Source organism: Thiocystis violacea (genome assembly GCF_016583565.1).
Lineage (GTDB): Bacteria > Pseudomonadota > Gammaproteobacteria > Chromatiales > Chromatiaceae > Thiorhodococcus > Thiorhodococcus violaceus_A.
On sequence record NZ_NRRF01000084.1, the window covers coordinates 1 to 16,193 of the forward strand.

At 65.0% G+C, this 16,193-nt stretch carries 19 protein-coding genes and 1 pseudogene; 12 read left to right on the forward strand and 8 right to left on the reverse strand.

The window, feature by feature from the left end; genetic code table 11:
- From CKO23_RS21160 to htpX, 3 genes and pseudogenes are all read left to right on the forward strand, one after another.
- Positions 1 to 197: pseudogene (locus CKO23_RS21160) on the forward strand (IS4 family transposase); the annotation flags it as partial.
- Positions 198 to 377: 180 nt separating this feature from the next.
- Entirely contained in the window at positions 378 to 626 is a 249-nt protein-coding gene (locus tag CKO23_RS21165) for a hypothetical protein (protein ID WP_200334656.1), read from the forward strand.
- 121 nt (positions 627 to 747) lie between these two features.
- Positions 748 to 1,635 carry a protease HtpX gene (gene htpX / locus CKO23_RS21170; RefSeq protein ID WP_200334664.1) on the forward strand — a complete coding sequence of 296 codons (888 nt, stop codon included), beginning with the start codon at positions 748 to 750 and terminating at the stop codon, positions 1,633 to 1,635.
- 147 nt (positions 1,636 to 1,782) lie between these two features.
- On the opposite strand, the gene CKO23_RS21175 is transcribed toward htpX, so the two are convergent.
- The 4 genes from CKO23_RS21175 to CKO23_RS21190 all read right to left on the reverse strand — a co-directional run bounded on the left by CKO23_RS21175 (position 1,783) and on the right by CKO23_RS21190 (position 5,397).
- The gene (locus tag CKO23_RS21175) at positions 1,783 to 2,604 is read right to left on the reverse strand and encodes an HAD-IIA family hydrolase (RefSeq protein WP_200334673.1); all 822 of its coding nucleotides are present in this window, start codon (positions 2,602 to 2,604) and stop codon (positions 1,783 to 1,785) included.
- 52 nt (positions 2,605 to 2,656) lie between these two features.
- Positions 2,657 to 3,235, reverse strand: coding sequence for a DUF3501 family protein (locus CKO23_RS21180; protein WP_200334675.1), 579 nt, complete (start codon positions 3,233 to 3,235; stop codon positions 2,657 to 2,659).
- 48 nt (positions 3,236 to 3,283) lie between these two features.
- Positions 3,284 to 4,624 carry a (Fe-S)-binding protein gene (locus CKO23_RS21185; RefSeq protein ID WP_200334677.1) on the reverse strand — a complete coding sequence of 447 codons (1,341 nt, stop codon included), beginning with the start codon at positions 4,622 to 4,624 and terminating at the stop codon, positions 3,284 to 3,286.
- 227 nt (positions 4,625 to 4,851) lie between these two features.
- Positions 4,852 to 5,397, reverse strand: a complete 546-nt coding sequence (locus CKO23_RS21190) for a glutathione peroxidase (protein WP_200334679.1) — start codon at positions 5,395 to 5,397, stop codon at positions 4,852 to 4,854.
- Positions 5,398 to 5,889: 492 nt separating this feature from the next.
- Between CKO23_RS21190 and CKO23_RS21195 the strand changes: the two genes are divergently transcribed.
- Together CKO23_RS21195 and CKO23_RS21200 are read left to right on the forward strand one after the other, a co-directional pair.
- Positions 5,890 to 6,633: a ferredoxin--NADP reductase gene (locus tag CKO23_RS21195; RefSeq protein WP_200334681.1), complete on the forward strand. Its 744-nt coding sequence runs from the start codon at positions 5,890 to 5,892 to the stop codon at positions 6,631 to 6,633.
- A gap of 70 nt (positions 6,634 to 6,703) precedes the next feature.
- Entirely contained in the window at positions 6,704 to 7,996 is a 1,293-nt protein-coding gene (locus CKO23_RS21200) for a protoporphyrinogen/coproporphyrinogen oxidase (RefSeq protein ID WP_200334697.1), read from the forward strand.
- Positions 7,997 to 8,137: 141 nt separating this feature from the next.
- Here CKO23_RS21200 and CKO23_RS21205 read toward each other — a convergent pair whose 3' ends face one another.
- Positions 8,138 to 8,695: a CDP-alcohol phosphatidyltransferase family protein gene (locus CKO23_RS21205; protein ID WP_200334705.1), complete on the reverse strand. Its 558-nt coding sequence runs from the start codon at positions 8,693 to 8,695 to the stop codon at positions 8,138 to 8,140.
- A gap of 115 nt (positions 8,696 to 8,810) precedes the next feature.
- Between CKO23_RS21205 and purM the strand changes: the two genes are divergently transcribed.
- Both purM and purN read left to right on the forward strand, forming a co-directional pair.
- Positions 8,811 to 9,884, forward strand: a complete 1,074-nt coding sequence (gene purM, locus CKO23_RS21210) for a phosphoribosylformylglycinamidine cyclo-ligase (RefSeq protein WP_346014655.1) — start codon at positions 8,811 to 8,813, stop codon at positions 9,882 to 9,884.
- Positions 9,877 to 10,557 (forward strand): phosphoribosylglycinamide formyltransferase, encoded by a 681-nt coding sequence (gene purN / locus CKO23_RS21215; protein ID WP_200334709.1) that lies wholly within the window; start codon positions 9,877 to 9,879, stop codon positions 10,555 to 10,557. Before purM ends, purN begins: the two co-directional genes overlap by 8 nt.
- 45 nt (positions 10,558 to 10,602) lie before the next feature.
- Here purN and CKO23_RS21220 read toward each other — a convergent pair whose 3' ends face one another.
- The 3 genes from CKO23_RS21220 to CKO23_RS21230 all read right to left on the reverse strand — a co-directional run bounded on the left by CKO23_RS21220 (position 10,603) and on the right by CKO23_RS21230 (position 12,263).
- On the reverse strand, positions 10,603 to 11,241 hold the full coding sequence (locus CKO23_RS21220) for a DUF1566 domain-containing protein (RefSeq protein ID WP_200334717.1): 639 nt from the start codon (positions 11,239 to 11,241) through the stop codon (positions 10,603 to 10,605).
- A gap of 172 nt (positions 11,242 to 11,413) precedes the next feature.
- Positions 11,414 to 11,704 (reverse strand): DUF6489 family protein, encoded by a 291-nt coding sequence (locus CKO23_RS21225; protein ID WP_200334719.1) that lies wholly within the window; start codon positions 11,702 to 11,704, stop codon positions 11,414 to 11,416.
- A 97-nt stretch (positions 11,705 to 11,801) separates the two neighbouring features.
- Positions 11,802 to 12,263 carry a hypothetical protein gene (locus CKO23_RS21230; RefSeq protein WP_200334721.1) on the reverse strand — a complete coding sequence of 154 codons (462 nt, stop codon included), beginning with the start codon at positions 12,261 to 12,263 and terminating at the stop codon, positions 11,802 to 11,804.
- Positions 12,264 to 12,393: 130 nt separating this feature from the next.
- Here CKO23_RS21230 and CKO23_RS21235 point away from each other — a divergent pair, with 130 nt between their 5' ends.
- From CKO23_RS21235 to CKO23_RS21255, 5 genes are all read left to right on the forward strand, one after another.
- Positions 12,394 to 12,714, forward strand: a complete 321-nt coding sequence (locus tag CKO23_RS21235) for an MTH1187 family thiamine-binding protein (protein ID WP_200334728.1) — start codon at positions 12,394 to 12,396, stop codon at positions 12,712 to 12,714.
- Positions 12,715 to 12,772: 58 nt separating this feature from the next.
- Positions 12,773 to 13,609 (forward strand): metallophosphoesterase family protein, encoded by an 837-nt coding sequence (locus CKO23_RS21240; protein WP_200334730.1) that lies wholly within the window; start codon positions 12,773 to 12,775, stop codon positions 13,607 to 13,609.
- Positions 13,610 to 13,656: 47 nt separating this feature from the next.
- Positions 13,657 to 14,529: an Hsp33 family molecular chaperone HslO gene (gene hslO / locus CKO23_RS21245; RefSeq protein ID WP_200334732.1), complete on the forward strand. Its 873-nt coding sequence runs from the start codon at positions 13,657 to 13,659 to the stop codon at positions 14,527 to 14,529.
- A gap of 58 nt (positions 14,530 to 14,587) precedes the next feature.
- Positions 14,588 to 15,853 carry a NupC/NupG family nucleoside CNT transporter gene (locus CKO23_RS21250; protein ID WP_200334734.1) on the forward strand — a complete coding sequence of 422 codons (1,266 nt, stop codon included), beginning with the start codon at positions 14,588 to 14,590 and terminating at the stop codon, positions 15,851 to 15,853.
- A 167-nt stretch (positions 15,854 to 16,020) separates the two neighbouring features.
- On the forward strand, positions 16,021 to 16,179 hold the full coding sequence (locus tag CKO23_RS21255) for a hypothetical protein (protein ID WP_200334736.1): 159 nt from the start codon (positions 16,021 to 16,023) through the stop codon (positions 16,177 to 16,179).
- Positions 16,180 to 16,193 lie beyond the last annotated feature (14 nt).

Sequence of the window (16,193 nt, forward strand, 5' to 3'; positions counted from 1 at the left end):
ATGGCGGAGCGCAGAACGCCGTGGCGCTGCAACTGTGGAGCACCTGGATCCTCTATGCCGTCCTCGTCGATTTGACCGATGCCGTGGCCGAGGCGCTGCAACGTCCCTTCGCCGAGCTGTCGATGGAAATGGTCTACCGCAGCTTGTATTTCGTGGTCGCAGAGGCGCGCAGCTTCGCGCCGAAGTGGCGACCCTGAAGCGTCGGCGGCAACGCCCCGCTCAACCACTCCCCATCCGGGGTCTGCCACACCTCCAGCCGATAACGAATGGTGCGGGCCTGAATGTCGAGATCCTGGACGATGAAATCGCGATAGCCCTTGAAGCGTGCCCCCGCTGGCGGTGCTGGGGTGGGGGGAATCCGACGTGTCAGGATCGCTGTGATCGGCCATCCCGCTGGGTTTGAAGGTCGGCTTGGCCTTCTCCCCCTTGAGCACCGCGATCTCATCGCGCAACTGCTGGATGGTTTCCGCTTGCCGTTGGGTCTTCTCGGCCAGCGTTTCGATCAGCTCCACCAACTGCTCGATGAGCGGGGTACGCTCCGCGTCGAGGATGTCTGGGAGTTCGATCGGAGCGGGCATGCCGGAGGCGATTCGAAGGTCAGGATTCAGGGCCTAGACCATCTCTAACGGATATCCTCAGCCAAGGCTGCCGCGACTTATTGAGAAGTTACGGGGTATGATTATAATCGATTGTTTTAAAAAGTTAAAAGTTGTTTTCGTTCAGGCACTAACTAGGAGCTTTTCATCCATGCTGCGTATTTTCTTGTTCCTTGCGACTAACGTGGCGGTCCTGATGGTCATCAGCATCGTCTTCCGCGTGCTGGGGATCGACGGCGTTCTCCAGGAGAACGGCGGCATCGACATGGGCGCCCTGCTCGTGATGGCGGCCATTATCGGTTTCAGCGGCTCGCTGATCTCGCTCTTCCTCTCCAAGATGATGGCGAAACGCTCGATGGGGGTGCATATCATCCAGCATCCCTCGACGCCGTTCGAGCAGTGGCTGATGGACGTCGTCGCTCGCCAGTCACAACGCGCCGGGATTCAGATGCCGGAGGTCGGCATCTTCGACTCGCCCGAACCCAATGCCTTCGCAACCGGCTGGAACCGCAACGATGCCCTGGTGGCCGTCAGCACGGGACTGCTGCAGCACATGAACAAAGACGAGGTCGAGGCGGTCGTCGGCCATGAGATCAGCCACGTCGCCAATGGCGATATGGTCACGCTGGCGCTCATCCAGGGCGTGGTCAACACCTTCGTCGTCTTCCTGGCGCGCATCATCGGGCACATCGTCGATCGCGTCCTCCTCAAAAACGAGAACGGCTATGGCGTCGGCTACTTCGTGACCTCCATCGTCGCAGAGCTGATGCTCTCGGTCTTGGCGACCATGATCGTCATGTGGTTCTCGCGCTATCGTGAGTTCCGCGCCGATGCTGGTGGTGCCATGCTCACCAGCCGCCACCACATGGCGGATGCCTTGAGGGCACTGCAGCGCATTCATGAACCGCAGGATCTGCCAGCAGGCGAATTCGCCGCCTTCGGGATCTCGGGCAAGATCGGCGAGGGCTTTGCCGCCCTGTTCCGCAGTCACCCGCCCCTGGAAAAGCGGATCGCTGCGTTGGAGCAGGCCGCCGCCTGAGACTCCGCGCAAGGTGCGGCGCGGGGATGATGGGGACGCCCCTCGATGCTCGGCGCTTCGAACGAGGCGCCTCGCGCGGGCTTTCCCCATCCGCGATCGGTACTGTTGGGAAAGTGACGAGACAGGCGCCAGAGCGGCTCCTCGACGTCAGACTTCCGCGAGCAAGCCTGGGAAGGCATCTTCCAGCGCCGTCATGAGCGCCTCCAGGTCCACGACGTCGAAGTCTGGAACAGGCAGGTTGTCCGGCCAGGGACGGCCGGGGGCGAATCGGCCGGTGCGGACCAGCGCGGTCCACATCCCAAGCCGCTCGGCGCCGGCGATGTCGGTATCGGGCCGGTCGCCGATCATGAGGCATTCGCCGGGCGAACAGCCGAGCATCTCCAGGGCCATCTCATAGAGCAGGGGCTCCGGCTTGCCGATGATGGTCGGGGTCACGCCGGTCGCGGCAGCGAAGGGCGCGACCAAGGCACCGCCCCCAGGCAGGATCAGATGGCGGCCGTTGCGCACGGCATCCACGGTCGGATCCGGGTTGGTTCCGATGAGGCGCGCGCCCTGACTCAGGATGAGGTTGATGCCGATCGTCAGCTGCTCGTAGTCCAGCCCAGCGCCCTCGCCCACCACGACGAAGTCGGCATTCCGGGCATTGGGTTCGCCAAACTCGCGCAAGGCTGCATCCAGCCCGCCCGCGCCCACCGCGAAATAGCGAAAGCCCGGTCGCACCCTGGCAAGCCATCTGGCCGTCGCCAGCGCGGAGGTCAAGATGAGCGCCGGATCAGGACGCGGGAGCCCCATCGCCGTCAGGCGATTCGAGACCTCCCCTGGCGTGCGGATGGGGTTGTTCGTCAAATAGGCGTGGGGGAGTCGGGTGACGCGATGCAGCAGCCGCAAGGCGCCCGGAAGCAGGCGGTCACCGTGGTAGAGAACGCCGTCCATGTCCAGCAGGACGGCGATCGGTTCGGGTCTCTTCATCGAGCGCATGGCCATGCGTCCCCTACGCCGCTCGACTCCAAGGCACCCGGGCTCAGGCGAGGTCTGCGGCCAGCGAATCGCGCACGGCGGGGGATGCCTCGATCTGGTAGCCGTAGTCCCTGTGGTCCGAGCCGAGCGATACCCGGGCGCCCGCCTTCGCGGCGGCGACCATGGGCGGCGTCAGCTCGAAGCGCATGAAGTGGACGGCGGAGGTCTTGGTCTCGTCCTCGCGCTCCATGTCCTCGTCCGCGATGGCAAACACCTTGTCGAATCCGGCCACCTGGACCCACACCAGATCCTCGATCCCGCGCAGACGCGCGAGTGCATCGCGGCGCTCTTCCTCATTCTCGTACTCGATCATGAAGGTCGCCTTCCAGTTCGAGCCATCGGGAATCAGCGGATTGTAAGCGGCCAGCTCGTCCTGGATGCCCTCCGGCTCGAAGATCCGCTCGACCCTGAGCATCTCCTGGATCTGGTACTGGATGGTCAGCCGATCTTCGAAATAGAGGGTCGTGTGCGCCCCGATCGGCACCTGACGGCTCTTCTTGTGGGCCATCACCTTGGCGCGGAAGTCACTGCGTGCCTGGGCGTATTGCTCCAGGCTGTAGAGGTCATTGCGTGTTAGCTGCATGCTCATCTCCGAATCTCAGTGCCGGCGGCCGCCAAGCCATGCCGGCGATCAAATGCCGTAGGCCAGTCGCATCAGCGTCATCGGATGCTGCTGCTTCCCGTCCTGCTCCAGGGCGTGGGCGATATGGGCACCCGCCATGGGGCAGTCGCTCCCGAAGTGATCGGCCCCCGCCTTCTCCACGCGGCTGGCCACCGGCTTGACGATCTTCATCGAGTGGTCGTGGAACTCCTTCTTGACGGCGTAGGTGCCGTCATGTCCGGAGCAGCGCTCGATGACCTCGACCTTGGTGTCCGGCACCAGCGAGAGCACATCGCGGGTCTTGGGACCGATGTTCTGCACACGTTGGTGGCAGGACGCCTGATAGACCACTGTCCCGAGCGACGTCTTGAAGTCCATCTTCAGCTTGCCATCCTTGTGGCGGAGCATGAGGTATTCAAAGGGATCGTAAATGTGGTCTTTCACCAGCTTCACATCCGCGTCGTCGGGGAACATCAGCGGTAGCTCTTGTTTGAACATAAGCACGCAGGACGGGATGGTGGCAACGATGTCCCACCCCTCCTCCACCAACCGCTTCAGCACCGGGATGTTGGCCTCTTTGGCCTTGCGCACGGATTCGAGATCGCCCAGCTCCAGCTTGGGCATGCCGCAGCATTGCTCTTTCTCGGCCAGGGTGACCGGGATGCCGGTGTGCTCGAAGACAGCGATCAGATCCTGGTTCACGCCGGGCTCATTGTAGTTGCCATAGCAGGTCGCAAAGAGCGCAACCTTGCCGGTTGTCGGCCCCGCTGGCTCGCCGATCGCGGAGCGGCCGATCCGGCCCTTCTCGGCCTTGCGCAGCGCCGGGCTGGTGTAGGGAGGGACAGTGGCGTCGCGATGGACCTCCAGCACGGCCTCCAGCGCCTTGCGCCCCAGCGGATTGGCATTGACGGCGTTGACGATGCCGTTCACCACCGGGATTCCGGCCAGACTGCCGACCCGATCGGTGCTGGTGAGGATGCGATCGCGCAGCTTCACGTCACCCTGCTTGAACTTGAACGCCTTGGCGCGAAGCATGAGGTGCGGGAAGTCAAGGTTCCACTCGTGCGGCGGCACGTAGGGGCACTTGGTCATGTAGCAGAGGTCGCAGAGGTAGCAGTGGTCGACCACTTTCCAGTAGTCGTCCTTGGCGACACCGTCCACCTCCATGCTCTCGGACTCGTCGACGAGATCGAACAGGGTCGGGAAGGATTGACAGAGGCTGACGCAGCGTCGGCACCCGTGGCAGATATCGAAGACGCGCTCCAGCTCCGCAAACAGCGAGTCTTTGTCGTAAAAATCCGAATTCTGCCAGTCGATGGGGTGCCGGGTGGGTGCTTCGAGGCTTCCCTCCTGACGGGTTGGCGATGCCATGCGTATCCTCCCGTGGATTGAGGTCATGAGTGCGCGCTGAGGCAGCCGCGCGCCCGCCGTTGGAATTCCACGCCAAGGGGCAGGCGCGGCGGCTTCATCCAAGTCCGCTCACGATAGAAGCGCGCACGACAGAAATCCAATCGCCGGTTCGAATCACGACCATCGAACCGCCCCATCGAGCCGAGCCATCCACCGCAAAGCGGTCCGTCTCAAACGGACCGCTCGATTCAGAGCAACTTCTCGATTTCTTTCACGACTTTGCCGCTATCCGGCTTGGTCATGCTGGCGTAATAGTCGACCAAGTTGCCGTTGCGATCGATCAGGTACTTGTAGAAGTTCCATTTGGGATAGGGGGCACCCGCCGCCGCCAGACGATCGAAGAGCGGTGACGCCTTGCCCTTCTTCACACTCACCTTTTCGAACATCGGGAACTCGACCGAGTAGGTCAGTCGACAGAAGGACTGGATCTCCTTCTCGGTGCCAGGCTCCTGGTTGGCGAAATCATTGGAAGGGAATCCGAGCACCACCAGTCCGCGATCCTGATAGGTGCGATAGAGTTTTTCGAGTCCTTCGTACTGAGGGGTGAATCCGCATTTGCTGGCGGTATTCACGATGAGGATGACCTTGCCCTGATAGGCCTCGCAGAGGTTCACCACCTCCTCACCGGCCAAGCGTCGGACATCGAGATCAAGCAGGGACGAGCAGCTCTTGGATTCAGCCGCCGCATTGGCTGACATCGCCGCCAGGCCAAGGAGTAACCAGGGGTGCTTCATGACGAATTCCTCGCATCGGACAAAAAAAACCACGACGCCGACTAGGTAGAGCGACAGAATCGGGATTGCAATGCCTGAGGCAGGACCGATCATCCAGGGGGACGCAGTCGCGGAGACAGGCTGCGCAAAGGCCGACGGTGGCCGCGTCTCCGGCTCAGGCGTTCGCGCGGCGGAGCTGGATTCTCAAGCCGAAACGGTGAATGCGCGACAATAACGCACGATGTCAATGTCTTGCGCGATCCGCGATGCTCACCCGAGCGGCGCAATAGACCGTGTATTCGAGGCATCCGTCGGCTTTTGCATCCTTCGCGCCCTTGCGTTTCAACCGCGGGTGCCAGGATGATCGCTTACCCTGGAGGCTCGCCTCCTTGAAACGAACCTAGAGACGGAAATCCCTCGGACGGATTGGGGCAAGTGGGCCCCGTCGGGCAGATCGCTGATGGCTCAGCGTTGCGGAAGCCGTCGATCACTACAGAGCATTAGGATCAGGACATGAACGATTGGGTCAGAGCAAAAGTCGTAGGCAAGCATCAATGGGCCGAAGGGCTGTACAGCGTCCAATTCGACGCGCCGATCGCGGATTTCGTGGCAGGTCAATACATCAAGGTCGGCCTGGACATCGAGGGCGAGCGCATCGGCCGCCCCTACTCCCTGGTGAACCCCCCGCAAAGCCGTCCACTGGAGATCTACTTCAACGAGGTCCCCGAAGGCCCACTCACACCGCCGCTCTCGGCGCTGAATCCTGGCGATGAGGTGTGGCTCACGGCGACCGCCAGCGGCATCTTTACCCTGGAGACCGTCGCGCCCGCCGAAACCCTCTGGATGCTCGCCACCGGCACGGGGCTCGGCGTCTACTTGTCCATGCTGCGCACGCCCGACCCCTGGGAGCGCTTCAAGCGCGTCATCCTCGTGCACGGCGTGCGCTTGAGCGCGGACCTGGCCTATGCGGAGACACTCAACGACATCGCGAACCAGCATGGCGAGCGGTTCACCTACCTGCCGGCCGTCAGCCGCGAGAACTGCTCGGGAACCCTGGGCGGACGCATCACGGATCTGCTCACCGACGGACAGCTCGAAACCCGGGTCGGGGTCAGCATCGAACCTGCAACCAGCCACGTCATGCTGTGCGGCAACTCCGCCATGATCAAGGACGCCAAGGCCATCTTGGAGGCCCGCGGACTGATCCGCCATCGCCGGCAGGCGCCGGGCCATTACTCGACCGAGGGCTACCACTGATCTTAGCCATGGCGACGGCTGGCGCCCATCCCGGGCACCCGCAGGCTCAGCATACGAATGAGGTGATCCGATGAACGCGGACGTGATCGTCATCGGGGCCGGGCTCGCCGGCCTCGCCTGCGCGCTGGCTCTGCGCGATCGCGGACTCGAGCCCTTGGTCATCGAGGCATCCGACGGCGTTGGGGGGCGGGTGCGGACAGACCACCGGGAGGGCTTTCTCCTGGATCGGGGCTTCCAGGTGTTGCAGACCTGGTATCCCGCCGCGCGCGAGACGCTGGACTACGCAAGACTGGACCTGCGCCCCTTCTACCCTGGCGCACTGGTGCGCATCGAAGGGCGCCTGCATCGCGTCAGCGACATCTGGCGCAGACCGGACCGGCTGCCGGAGATGCTGTTCTCACCGGTCGGCACGCTGGCGGACAAGATCCGCCTGCTCAAACTCCGGCAGCGCTGTCTGCGCGGCGACTTGCAGGCCCTCTACCAGCGGCCGGAAACGACAGCCCTTGCGTATCTGCAGGCGCTTGGCTTCTCCCCCCGCATCATCGAGCGTTTCTTCAAGCCCTTCTTCAGCGGCGTCTTCTTCGAGCCCGACCTGGCGGTCTCATCGCGCACCTTCGAGTTCGTCTTCCGCGCCTTTGCGCTCGGCGACACCGCGCTTCCCGCCCGCGGCATGGGCGAGATCCCGGCGCAGCTCGCCGCCAGATTGCCACCGCACGCCATTCGCCTCGGCGCCCGGGCCGAGCGGATCGAGCGCGCCAGCGTCGTTCTGCAATCAGGAGAGCGACTCAAGGCGCGGGCGGTCGTCATCGCGACCGAGTCGAGCGAGACCGCCCGGCTGCTCCAGCAGCCGCGGAGCGAGCCTTTGCCGCACCGCGGCACCAGCTGCTTCTACTTCAGCGCCCATCACGCGCCCGTCGGGGGCGGTTACCTGCTGCTCAACGGCGAGGGCCGGGGGCGGATCAACAGCCTCCTCTTCCCGAGCAACCTCTCGCCCTACTATGCGCCGCCGGGCCGCAGCCTCATCAGCGTCAATGTCCACGGCGCCGACGAGAACCCGGATACGCTCGAGACACGGATCCGCTCCGAGCTGCGACCCTGGCTGGGCGAACAGGTGCGCGCCTGGACGCGCCTGGCGGTCTACCGCCTGCCTCACGCCTTGCCCTCCCAACGACCGCCCGTCCCCTACCCGGGCAGTCAGGAGCTGCGGCGCGCCGATGGCCTCTGGAGCTGCGGCGAATACCAGGGCGCACCCTCCATCCAGTGGGCGCTTCACTCCGGCCAACGCGCCGGCTGTGAGGTCGCCAATGCCCTTCAGGCGGCACCGCTCGACCGCGCTCAGGACAATCGGCATCCCGCGCATTGAGGCATCCGCCTCGGCTCCTTCCAGCAAGAACGAACGGGAATGGCGACGGCTGCCCGGCCGCCGAGACAATGGGCTCTCAGCCGGCGGGCGCTCGGGTGGGTGCCGTGGTCAAGATCAGAGCATCAAGGCATCCGAGGACGCTCAGTCCCCCTTCCAACCCTGACGCAGCGCCTTGCGGCCCCAGATCCAGACGTACTGAGCCCCACTGACGATGATGGTCATGAGGCAAAACCAGGTGAGCGCCGCAATCCAGGACGCGGGCAAGGAGTAGATCCCCGCATCCATGAGCACGGCGACGACCAGCACGATCTGCGCGGCCGTGTTGACCTTGCTCACCGGGATGGGGGCGGCCTCGACCTCCGCGACGCGGTAGTTGTAGAGGACCGCGCCACTGACGATGAGGAGGTCACGAAAGACGACGGCCAGCACCAGCCAAAGCGGAATGATTCCCAGCGCCCCCAGGACGAGGAAACAGCACACCAGGAGCGTCTTGTCCGCGAGCGGATCGAGGATGCCGCCGAGGCGGCTCTGCCAACCGTAGTGCTTGGCGAGAAAGCCGTCGAGCCCATCCGAGGCCCCCGCGGCGGCGAAGAGAATCAAGGCCCAGCCGAACTCGTGCTGGATCAGCAGGTAGACCACCGGGATGACGGCGATCAGGCGAATGACGCTAATGATGTTTGGGAGGTCGCTGAGCTTCACGAAGCAGATCCTATCGCCGCGCGCTGAACCGGGTTGTTGATGCTAGCTTGGCACATGCCGCCTGTCCAAGGGTCGGTATACTATGAGGCTCGATTTCCCACACTGGAGCCGCCGCGTGCCGCAGGATTCTCAGACCCCCACCCCCAATGCGCTCAACTACCGAGACGCCGGTGTCGATATCGACGCGGGCGCGGCTCTCGTCGAGCGTATCAAACCGCTCGCCGCGGCAACGCGGAGACCCGGCGTCTTGGATGGCCTCGGCGGATTCGGCGCGCTCTTCGAGCTGCCGCTGGACCGCTATCGCGAACCGGTGCTGGTCTCGGGCACGGACGGCGTCGGAACCAAGCTCAAGCTCGCCATCGAACTCGGGCGGCACGACACCATCGGCATCGACCTGGTGGCGATGTGCGCGAACGACATCCTGGTCAGCGGCGCGGAGCCGCTCTTCTTCCTCGACTACTATGCGACCGGGCGGCTCGACGTCGAGGTTGCGGCCTCCGTCATCTCGGGCATCGCACGCGGCTGCGAGCTGGCCGGCTGCGCGCTCACCGGCGGCGAGACCGCCGAAATGCCCGGCATGTATGGCGAGGGTGACTACGACCTCGCCGGCTTCTGTGTCGGCATCGCCGAGAAAAGCGCGCTCATCGCGCCCGATCGTGTCGAACCTGGCGACGTGCTGATCGGGCTCGCCTCATCCGGCCCGCACTCGAACGGCTATTCGCTGGTGCGCAAGGTGATCGAGGTGAGTGGCGCGGACTTGGATCAGGACCTGGATGGCGTGAGCCTGGCGGACGCCCTCCTCGCCCCGACCAGGATCTATGTCGCCTCCGTGCTGCCATTGACCCGATCCATCCAGGTGCATGCGCTCGCGCACATCACCGGCGGCGGCCTCACCGAGAACCTGCCGCGCGTGCTCCCCGCGCACCTGCTGGCTCGCATCGAGCTCGACTCCTGGCAACGCCCGGCCGTTTTCGACTGGCTCCAGACCCGCGGCGGGATCTCGCGCACGGAGATGCTGCGCACCTTCAACTGCGGGGTCGGCATGGTGATCTGTGTCGCCGCGGAGGACGCCGAGGCCGCACTGAAGCAACTGGGCGACGCAGGCGAGACGGCCTGGATCCTGGGCCGGATCGAATCCAGCGAGGACGCGCGCGGGGTCGTCTTCAGCGGCAGCACCGCCAATGGATGAGCGCGCGCCGCTGCAAGTCGTCGCGCTCATCTCGGGCAGCGGCAGCAACCTGCAGGCACTCATGGATGCCCAGCGGCAGGGCGCCCCAATCCGCCTCCAGGCCGTCATCAGCAACACGGCGGAGGCCTACGGCCTGGAGCGCGCGCGCCACCAAGGCATCCCGACCGAGGTTCTAAGTCACCGCGGCTACGCGGATCGCGACGCCTTCGATGCCGACCTCGCCGCCCTGATCGACCGCCATAATCCTGAACTGGTCGTGCTCGCCGGATTCATGCGCATCCTCACGCCCGGCTTCGTCAACCGCTACGCGGGAAGGATGATGAACATCCATCCCTCGCTCCTACCAAAATTCCGTGGGTTGAATACGCATCAGCGCGCGCTCGATGCCGGGGAGCGCGAGCACGGCGCCAGCGTTCACTTCGTCACGGCGGAGCTGGATGGCGGCCCGGTCATCATTCAGGCGCGGGTTCCGGTGCTGGCCGATGACGATGCAGGATCGCTGGCGGCGCGGGTTCTGAAGCAGGAGCACCGTCTCTATCCGACCGCCGTGGGCTGGTTCGCGGAGGGCCGGCTGAGACTCGGGGAGGATGGACGCGCGCACCTGGACGGCCGAGCCTTGCAGGCGCCGATGCTGATGGAGGCCGCGGCAGCGCCCGAGCCAGCACCTAGCTGAACGCGTGCATCACGCGCGCGAATCCTGAGCCGACTGACACCCGCGTCATTCCTCGGGCTCCACCAGGGTGTCTTCGCCCAGCTCCTCAACCGATCCGTGCGGCTCATAGAGCCTGTTTTCATGCGGAAGACAGGTGCCTGGCCTGACGGGGGAGCACGCCTGCGCATCGCGCACCAGGCGTACATAGGCCGAATCGCCCTTCGTCCCGTAGTCGATATCGCCATTGCCGAAATGGACCCGCCAGGCGCTGCCCGGATAGTAGCTCGCCGGTGTGGAGGACCAGAACTGCGCCGCCGGGGTATTGGGGAAATTCACGCCATCGATATCCATGCCGCGACAGCGCCGCTGGAGCAGTGAGAGCAGTTCCTCGCGGTCGGGCAAACGCCAGTCGGAGTAACCGGCAAAGGTGGAGCTTCGCCCACGCCGCAGCGCCCCTTTCCAGCTGAGCGTCGTGGCCTCGCCTTGCGCGCAGCCCACGCCGCCGAGGCCCTCGGCGCACTGCTTCCACATCAAGCCGGTCGTCTGATCTTGGACCGTATCGTTCTGGATGACGATGTAGCGGGCGTTCGGCATGTCCGACGGCGACGCCTCATCGCACTCCCGCGCCCCGACTGGGGCGGCGAGCAGGATCAAACCGGGCAGCATCACACCGAACGCCACGCCGCACGCGCGCGCTGAGATCATGGAATCGCCGCCGTCCGTTGAAGTGCCTGAGCCATGGTGACGGTTGCCAGTGTCTTACACGACGCCGTTCAAGGAGCCGCCGCCGCCATCCGAGGACGCGGAGCACAGGTCATGGACGCCGATTCAGAATGGCCCCAGCCGGTCTCGCCATCCTCGCGCGCATGGATCGCGCTCATTTCGAGCGGGGTGAGGCGCCATCGGTTGAGCGGCCCGATGCATCGTCCTTGCCGCCCGTGGCGGTGGTCGAGACATTCGAGAGCATCTTCTGGAACAGGTCCCACGAAGCCATGGTCCCCGCCATATAGGGCTGGAAGAGCTTGATGGGATCATAGCCCTCGACACCCGTCATCATGCGCTCGCGGATGTCGTCCATCATCTGGCGCTGGAAGGCCTCGACGTCGGGCAGGCCAACGAGCTTGCGGACTTCTTCCGGGGCGATATCGATATCGACACTGACCTTCATGGATCTCTCCTGATCGCTTGGCCGGGGCGCATAGCGATGGTTGGGGTGATGAGCCGCATAGACGGCGGCGCAACGGTCGTACAAGAACCGCCGAGGATCAATGCCGGCTGGCTCGGGGAACGTCCTCCGCTTGAGCCGGTTCCTCGACGGTGAGGGTCCGACGCACGCGCCGCCCGATCAGAACGCAGGCCCGCTCGAAGGCGCGGGATGCCTCGCGGGCATTCCAGTCCCACTCCGAAGGATGCGCCGTGGCGGGGAACTGCCAGTGCGCCGTCGTCAGCACGGAGCCGACGCGGATCTCCAGCGTCCAGTCGTGCCAAAGGGTGTCGGGCTGATCCTCCTCGACGAATTCCTGCTCCACGAGGCGGACATAGTTGCCCGCCTGGTCGTCCATGGCGACCTGATTGGACAACACCAGGGTATCATCGATGCAGCTGCTCCAGCCGGTATGCACGGTACTGGCCGTCCCCATGAGCGCATGCATGATGAGTCCGGGCGTAATCGTGAGCGCCAGGGGGGTATCCCAATCCGGTTCGCCTGAATCTATCTCTGATGCCATTCGCTATTCCGATCTATCTGACGCGCCGCGTCACGCTGCGCGCGGCCTCCCGCAGTCTAAGGCCCGTGACGGGAGCGCGGCAATCCCGCACGGCTAAATGTAGATTCCCGACAGCAAAAGGTGTAGCGCCATGTCCGTCATTCTCGATCTCACCGTCTTCCCCACAGACCAAGGGGCTAGCGTCAGCCGTTTCGTGGCGCCCATCGTCGCCATGATCCGCGACACCGGGCTCGATTACCGGCTGTCTCCCATGGGTACCCAAGTCGAGACCGCGACCCTGCCCGAGGCGCTCGACCTCATCGCCCGCGCTCAAGGGCTGCTCGACGAGCAGGGCTGCGAGCGCGTCTATATCGTCGCCAAGTTCGATATCCGCAAAGGCCCCCCAGGCAGGCTGAGCGGCAAGATCCAGTCCGTCGAGGGCCGGATCGGCGCGGTCCGCCAGGGCGCCTAGTTCCCCTGTCGGCGGCTTCCCGGTAAGGTGTGGCATTCGTTTCCTCGGAGCTTGCAACATGAAAATCGCCATCTTTTCGGATGTGCAAGGCAACCTGCCAGCCATGGAGGAGGCCGTCACGCAGATCCTCCGCTGGGGTCCGGACATGGTCGTCATGGCTGGGGATCTCGTGAACCGCGGCCCCAGCAGCCTCGACTGCCTGGAACGCTTCGACGACCTCAGGCGCAACCAGGGTTGGCTGCCCGTCAAGGGCAATCACGAGTCATGGGTCCTGCGCTGCGCCCGCCACGCGCCCAAGGACGCCCTGGATGCCGAGATGCGACGCTTTACGGACTGGACCTACCAGCAGGTGCGCACGCGAATCGACGCCCTGGAGGGTTGGCCGGACCACCTCTGTTTCAATGGCGGAGACGACGCCAGCTGGGTGCACGTCACTCACGGGACCATGGGAAGCAACCGCCAGGGCATCACGAGCGGCATCAGCGACGAGGAGCTGCGCCCGGTCATTCCGCCCGACGTCGCCCTCTTCGTCACCGCCCACACCCATCGCCCGCTCACGCGCGTGGTGGACGGCACGCCCATCCTCAACGTCGGCTCCGTCGGCTCGCCCTTCGACGGCGACCCACGCGGCAGCTACGCGCTGCTGGAAATGCGCCCCAGCGGCTGGCACTGGGACATCGTCCGCTTCGACTACGACCGAACCCGCGCCGAGCAGGACTTCCACGCCCTTGGATTCATCGAGCAGGGCGGCCCGCTCGCGCGCATCCTCTTCGAGGAATGGCGCCAGGCGCGGCTGTTGATGCCGCTCTGGCGCCGCGACTTCGAGCCCGCCGTGCTCGCCGGCGAACGCCCGCTGCAGCCGGCGGTCGACGCCTTCATCGCCAGTCTCGACTGATTCAGACCGCCTTTTGATGCGATAGCCTTTCGATGCGAGCAGTCCCCATGAAAAACGCAGACACCCTCTCCAGATTCCTCTTCGAGAACGCGGGAATCCGGGGCAACCTGGTCCATCTCGACGCAAGCTGGCACGCGGTCCTGGACGCCTCCCCCTACCCGAGCGCCGTCCAGCAGGTGCTCGGCGAGGCACTCGCCGCGGTCTCGCTGCTCGCCGCCACCATCAAATTCGAGGGCTCGCTCATTCTCCAGATCCAGAGCTCCGGCCCCATCCGCACCCTCGTCGCCCAGGCCACCAATACGCGCACCATTCGGGGCCTGGCGCGCTGGGACGGCGAGGTCCCTACCCAGGGGACGCTGTCCGAACGCTTCGGGGACGGACGCCTGGTCTTGACCGTGCAACACCAGGATGCGGAGCCCTACCAGGGCGTCGTCCCGCTGGAAGGCGCGGACCTCTCCCAGGCCATCGAGGTGTATTTCGCCGACTCGGAGCAACTGCAGACCCGACTCTGGCTGACGGCGAACGCCCAGCGCGCGGTGGGCCTCCTGCTCCAGAAGATGCCGGACGCAGACGCCACCGAAGAGGACTGGGAGCGGGTCACCCTGCTGGCCGACACCCTGACCGCGACCGAGCTGCGCGACCTGCCGACAGAGGAGCTTCTCTACAGGTTGTTCAACCAGGAGTCGGTGCGACTGTTCGAGCCTGAGCCCCTGTCGTTCCGATGCGGCTGCTCACGTAGCCGCATCGAGGACACCGTGAAGATGCTGGGAGAGGACGAAATCGACGCCATCCTCGCCGCGCAGGGGGCGATCGAAGTGACCTGCGAATTCTGCAACCGCGAATACCGCTTCGACTCCGTCGATACCAGACAGCTCTTCGTCGCGCCCACCCGTCATGAGCCGCCCCAGACACGGCAATAGGCAGTTGGCAGTTGGCAGTTGGCAGTGTGACTCCATAGACCCACGGACCCTCTGACCGATGGCAATTCAGTCCCTGTTGAATGGCCTCCAGCCCCTGCTCGGGCTGGGCGTCCTGATCGCGCTCGCCTGGCTGCTCAGCGAGGACAGACGCGCGGTGCGCCCTCGGCTCATCCTGGCCGGACTCGGGCTTCAACTCGCCCTGGCCCTCCTGCTGCTCAAGCTGCCCCCCGTGCGGGAATCCTTCCTCACCCTGAACCAGATGGTGCTGTCCCTGCAGGAGGCGACGCAGGCCGGGACCGAGCTGGTCTTCGGCTACCTGGGCGGCGGCGCGGCGCCCTTCGAGACGCGCTACCCGCAGAACAGCTTCGTGCTGGCGTTTCGCGCCCTGCCACTCATCCTGGTTATCAGCGCCCTCTCCGCCCTGCTCTTCCACTGGCGTGTCCTGCCGGTGCTGGTTCGCGGCTTCGCCTGGTTGCTGCGGCGCACCCTGGGCACGGGCGGGCCGCTGGGACTGGGCGCCGCCGCCAACGTCTTCGTCGGCATGACCGAAGCGCCCCTGCTGATCCGGCCCTATCTGGCGTCCATGAGCAGACCGGCGCTCTTCGGGCTCATGACCTGCGGCATGGCGACCATCGCCGGGACCGTCATGGTGCTCTACGCGAGCTTCATCGGCGGGGTCGTGCCTGACGCCATGGGGCACATCCTCACGGCCTCGCTCATCAGCGCGCCGGCGGCGCTCATGATGGCCGGCGTGCTCGTTCCAGAAGACACCCACGGCGACGACGGCGCCACCGTTCGCATCGAGGCCCAGACCCACAGCGCCATGGATGCCGTGACGCGCGGGACACTGGATGCCATCCCGCTCTGGCTCAACATCATCGCCATGCTGGTGGTCATGGTCGCGCTGGTGAGCCTGGCCAATCAGCTCCTGGGGTTGCTCCCCACGGTCGGCGGAGAGGCGCTCTCCGCCCAACGACTGCTCGGCTGGCTCATGGCGCCTGTCGTCTGGCTGATCGGCATTCCCTGGTCGGAGGCCGGCACCGCCGGCGCCCTGATGGGCGTGAAGACGGTCTTGAACGAGCTGGTCGCCTACCTCCAGCTCGCCAACCTCCCGGAGGGCGTGCTCAGCGAACGCAGCCGCTTGATCATGACCTACGCCCTCTGCGGCTTCGCCAACCTCGGCAGCCTCGGCATCATGATCGGCGGCCTCGGCGCCATGGCGCCCGCCCGGCGCGACGAGATCGTCGGGCTCGGGATGAAGTCCATCCTCGCCGGCACCATGGCGACGCTCATGACCGGCGCGATCGTGGCCTTGCTGATCTAGCCTCGGCCCGCTAGGGACTGTCCATCTTCCAGGTTCCGATTTAAGCCTGGTGAAGAAGCTCCAACTTCGTCACCCGCGAGACGAAGCCACGCTTCGCGGGCTCGGGGATCGACGCTTGGATCGACCGAATCAATCGACCCAGTCAAGGGCCGGAAGCCGTTGGCGTCGTGAAGCAGAGCTTCATCGCTGAAGTCACGAAGCTGGAGCTTCGTGACGGACATTCCGCACCCCGTGACAGCACCGATGTCGTATTTTTCAGCGGCATCGATTCAGCAGCACGGGGATGGGTGGATAAAGTGCTCCTCTGGTACCTTGAGCGCGCGTAAGAACGCCTGCTGGG

Bases quoted from the DNA above. Each gene is read 5' to 3' on its own strand.
- htpX (WP_200334664.1), top strand. From the start codon at position 748: ATGCTGCGTATTTTCTTGTTCCTTGCGACTAACGTGGCGGTCCTGATG.
- CKO23_RS21175 (WP_200334673.1), bottom strand. From the start codon at position 2,604: ATGAAGAGACCCGAACCGATCGCCGTCCTGCTGGACATGGACGGCGTT.
- CKO23_RS21180 (WP_200334675.1), bottom strand. From the start codon at position 3,235: ATGCAGCTAACACGCAATGACCTCTACAGCCTGGAGCAATACGCCCAG.
- CKO23_RS21185 (WP_200334677.1), bottom strand. From the start codon at position 4,624: ATGGCATCGCCAACCCGTCAGGAGGGAAGCCTCGAAGCACCCACCCGG.
- CKO23_RS21190 (WP_200334679.1), bottom strand. From the start codon at position 5,397: ATGAAGCACCCCTGGTTACTCCTTGGCCTGGCGGCGATGTCAGCCAAT.
- CKO23_RS21195 (WP_200334681.1), top strand. From the start codon at position 5,890: ATGAACGATTGGGTCAGAGCAAAAGTCGTAGGCAAGCATCAATGGGCC.
- CKO23_RS21200 (WP_200334697.1), top strand. From the start codon at position 6,704: ATGAACGCGGACGTGATCGTCATCGGGGCCGGGCTCGCCGGCCTCGCC.
- purN (WP_200334709.1), top strand. From the start codon at position 9,877: ATGGATGAGCGCGCGCCGCTGCAAGTCGTCGCGCTCATCTCGGGCAGC.
- CKO23_RS21220 (WP_200334717.1), bottom strand. From the start codon at position 11,241: ATGATCTCAGCGCGCGCGTGCGGCGTGGCGTTCGGTGTGATGCTGCCC.
- CKO23_RS21225 (WP_200334719.1), bottom strand. From the start codon at position 11,704: ATGAAGGTCAGTGTCGATATCGATATCGCCCCGGAAGAAGTCCGCAAG.
- CKO23_RS21230 (WP_200334721.1), bottom strand. From the start codon at position 12,263: ATGGCATCAGAGATAGATTCAGGCGAACCGGATTGGGATACCCCCCTG.
- CKO23_RS21235 (WP_200334728.1), top strand. From the start codon at position 12,394: ATGTCCGTCATTCTCGATCTCACCGTCTTCCCCACAGACCAAGGGGCT.
- CKO23_RS21240 (WP_200334730.1), top strand. From the start codon at position 12,773: ATGAAAATCGCCATCTTTTCGGATGTGCAAGGCAACCTGCCAGCCATG.
- hslO (WP_200334732.1), top strand. From the start codon at position 13,657: ATGAAAAACGCAGACACCCTCTCCAGATTCCTCTTCGAGAACGCGGGA.
- CKO23_RS21250 (WP_200334734.1), top strand. From the start codon at position 14,588: ATGGCAATTCAGTCCCTGTTGAATGGCCTCCAGCCCCTGCTCGGGCTG.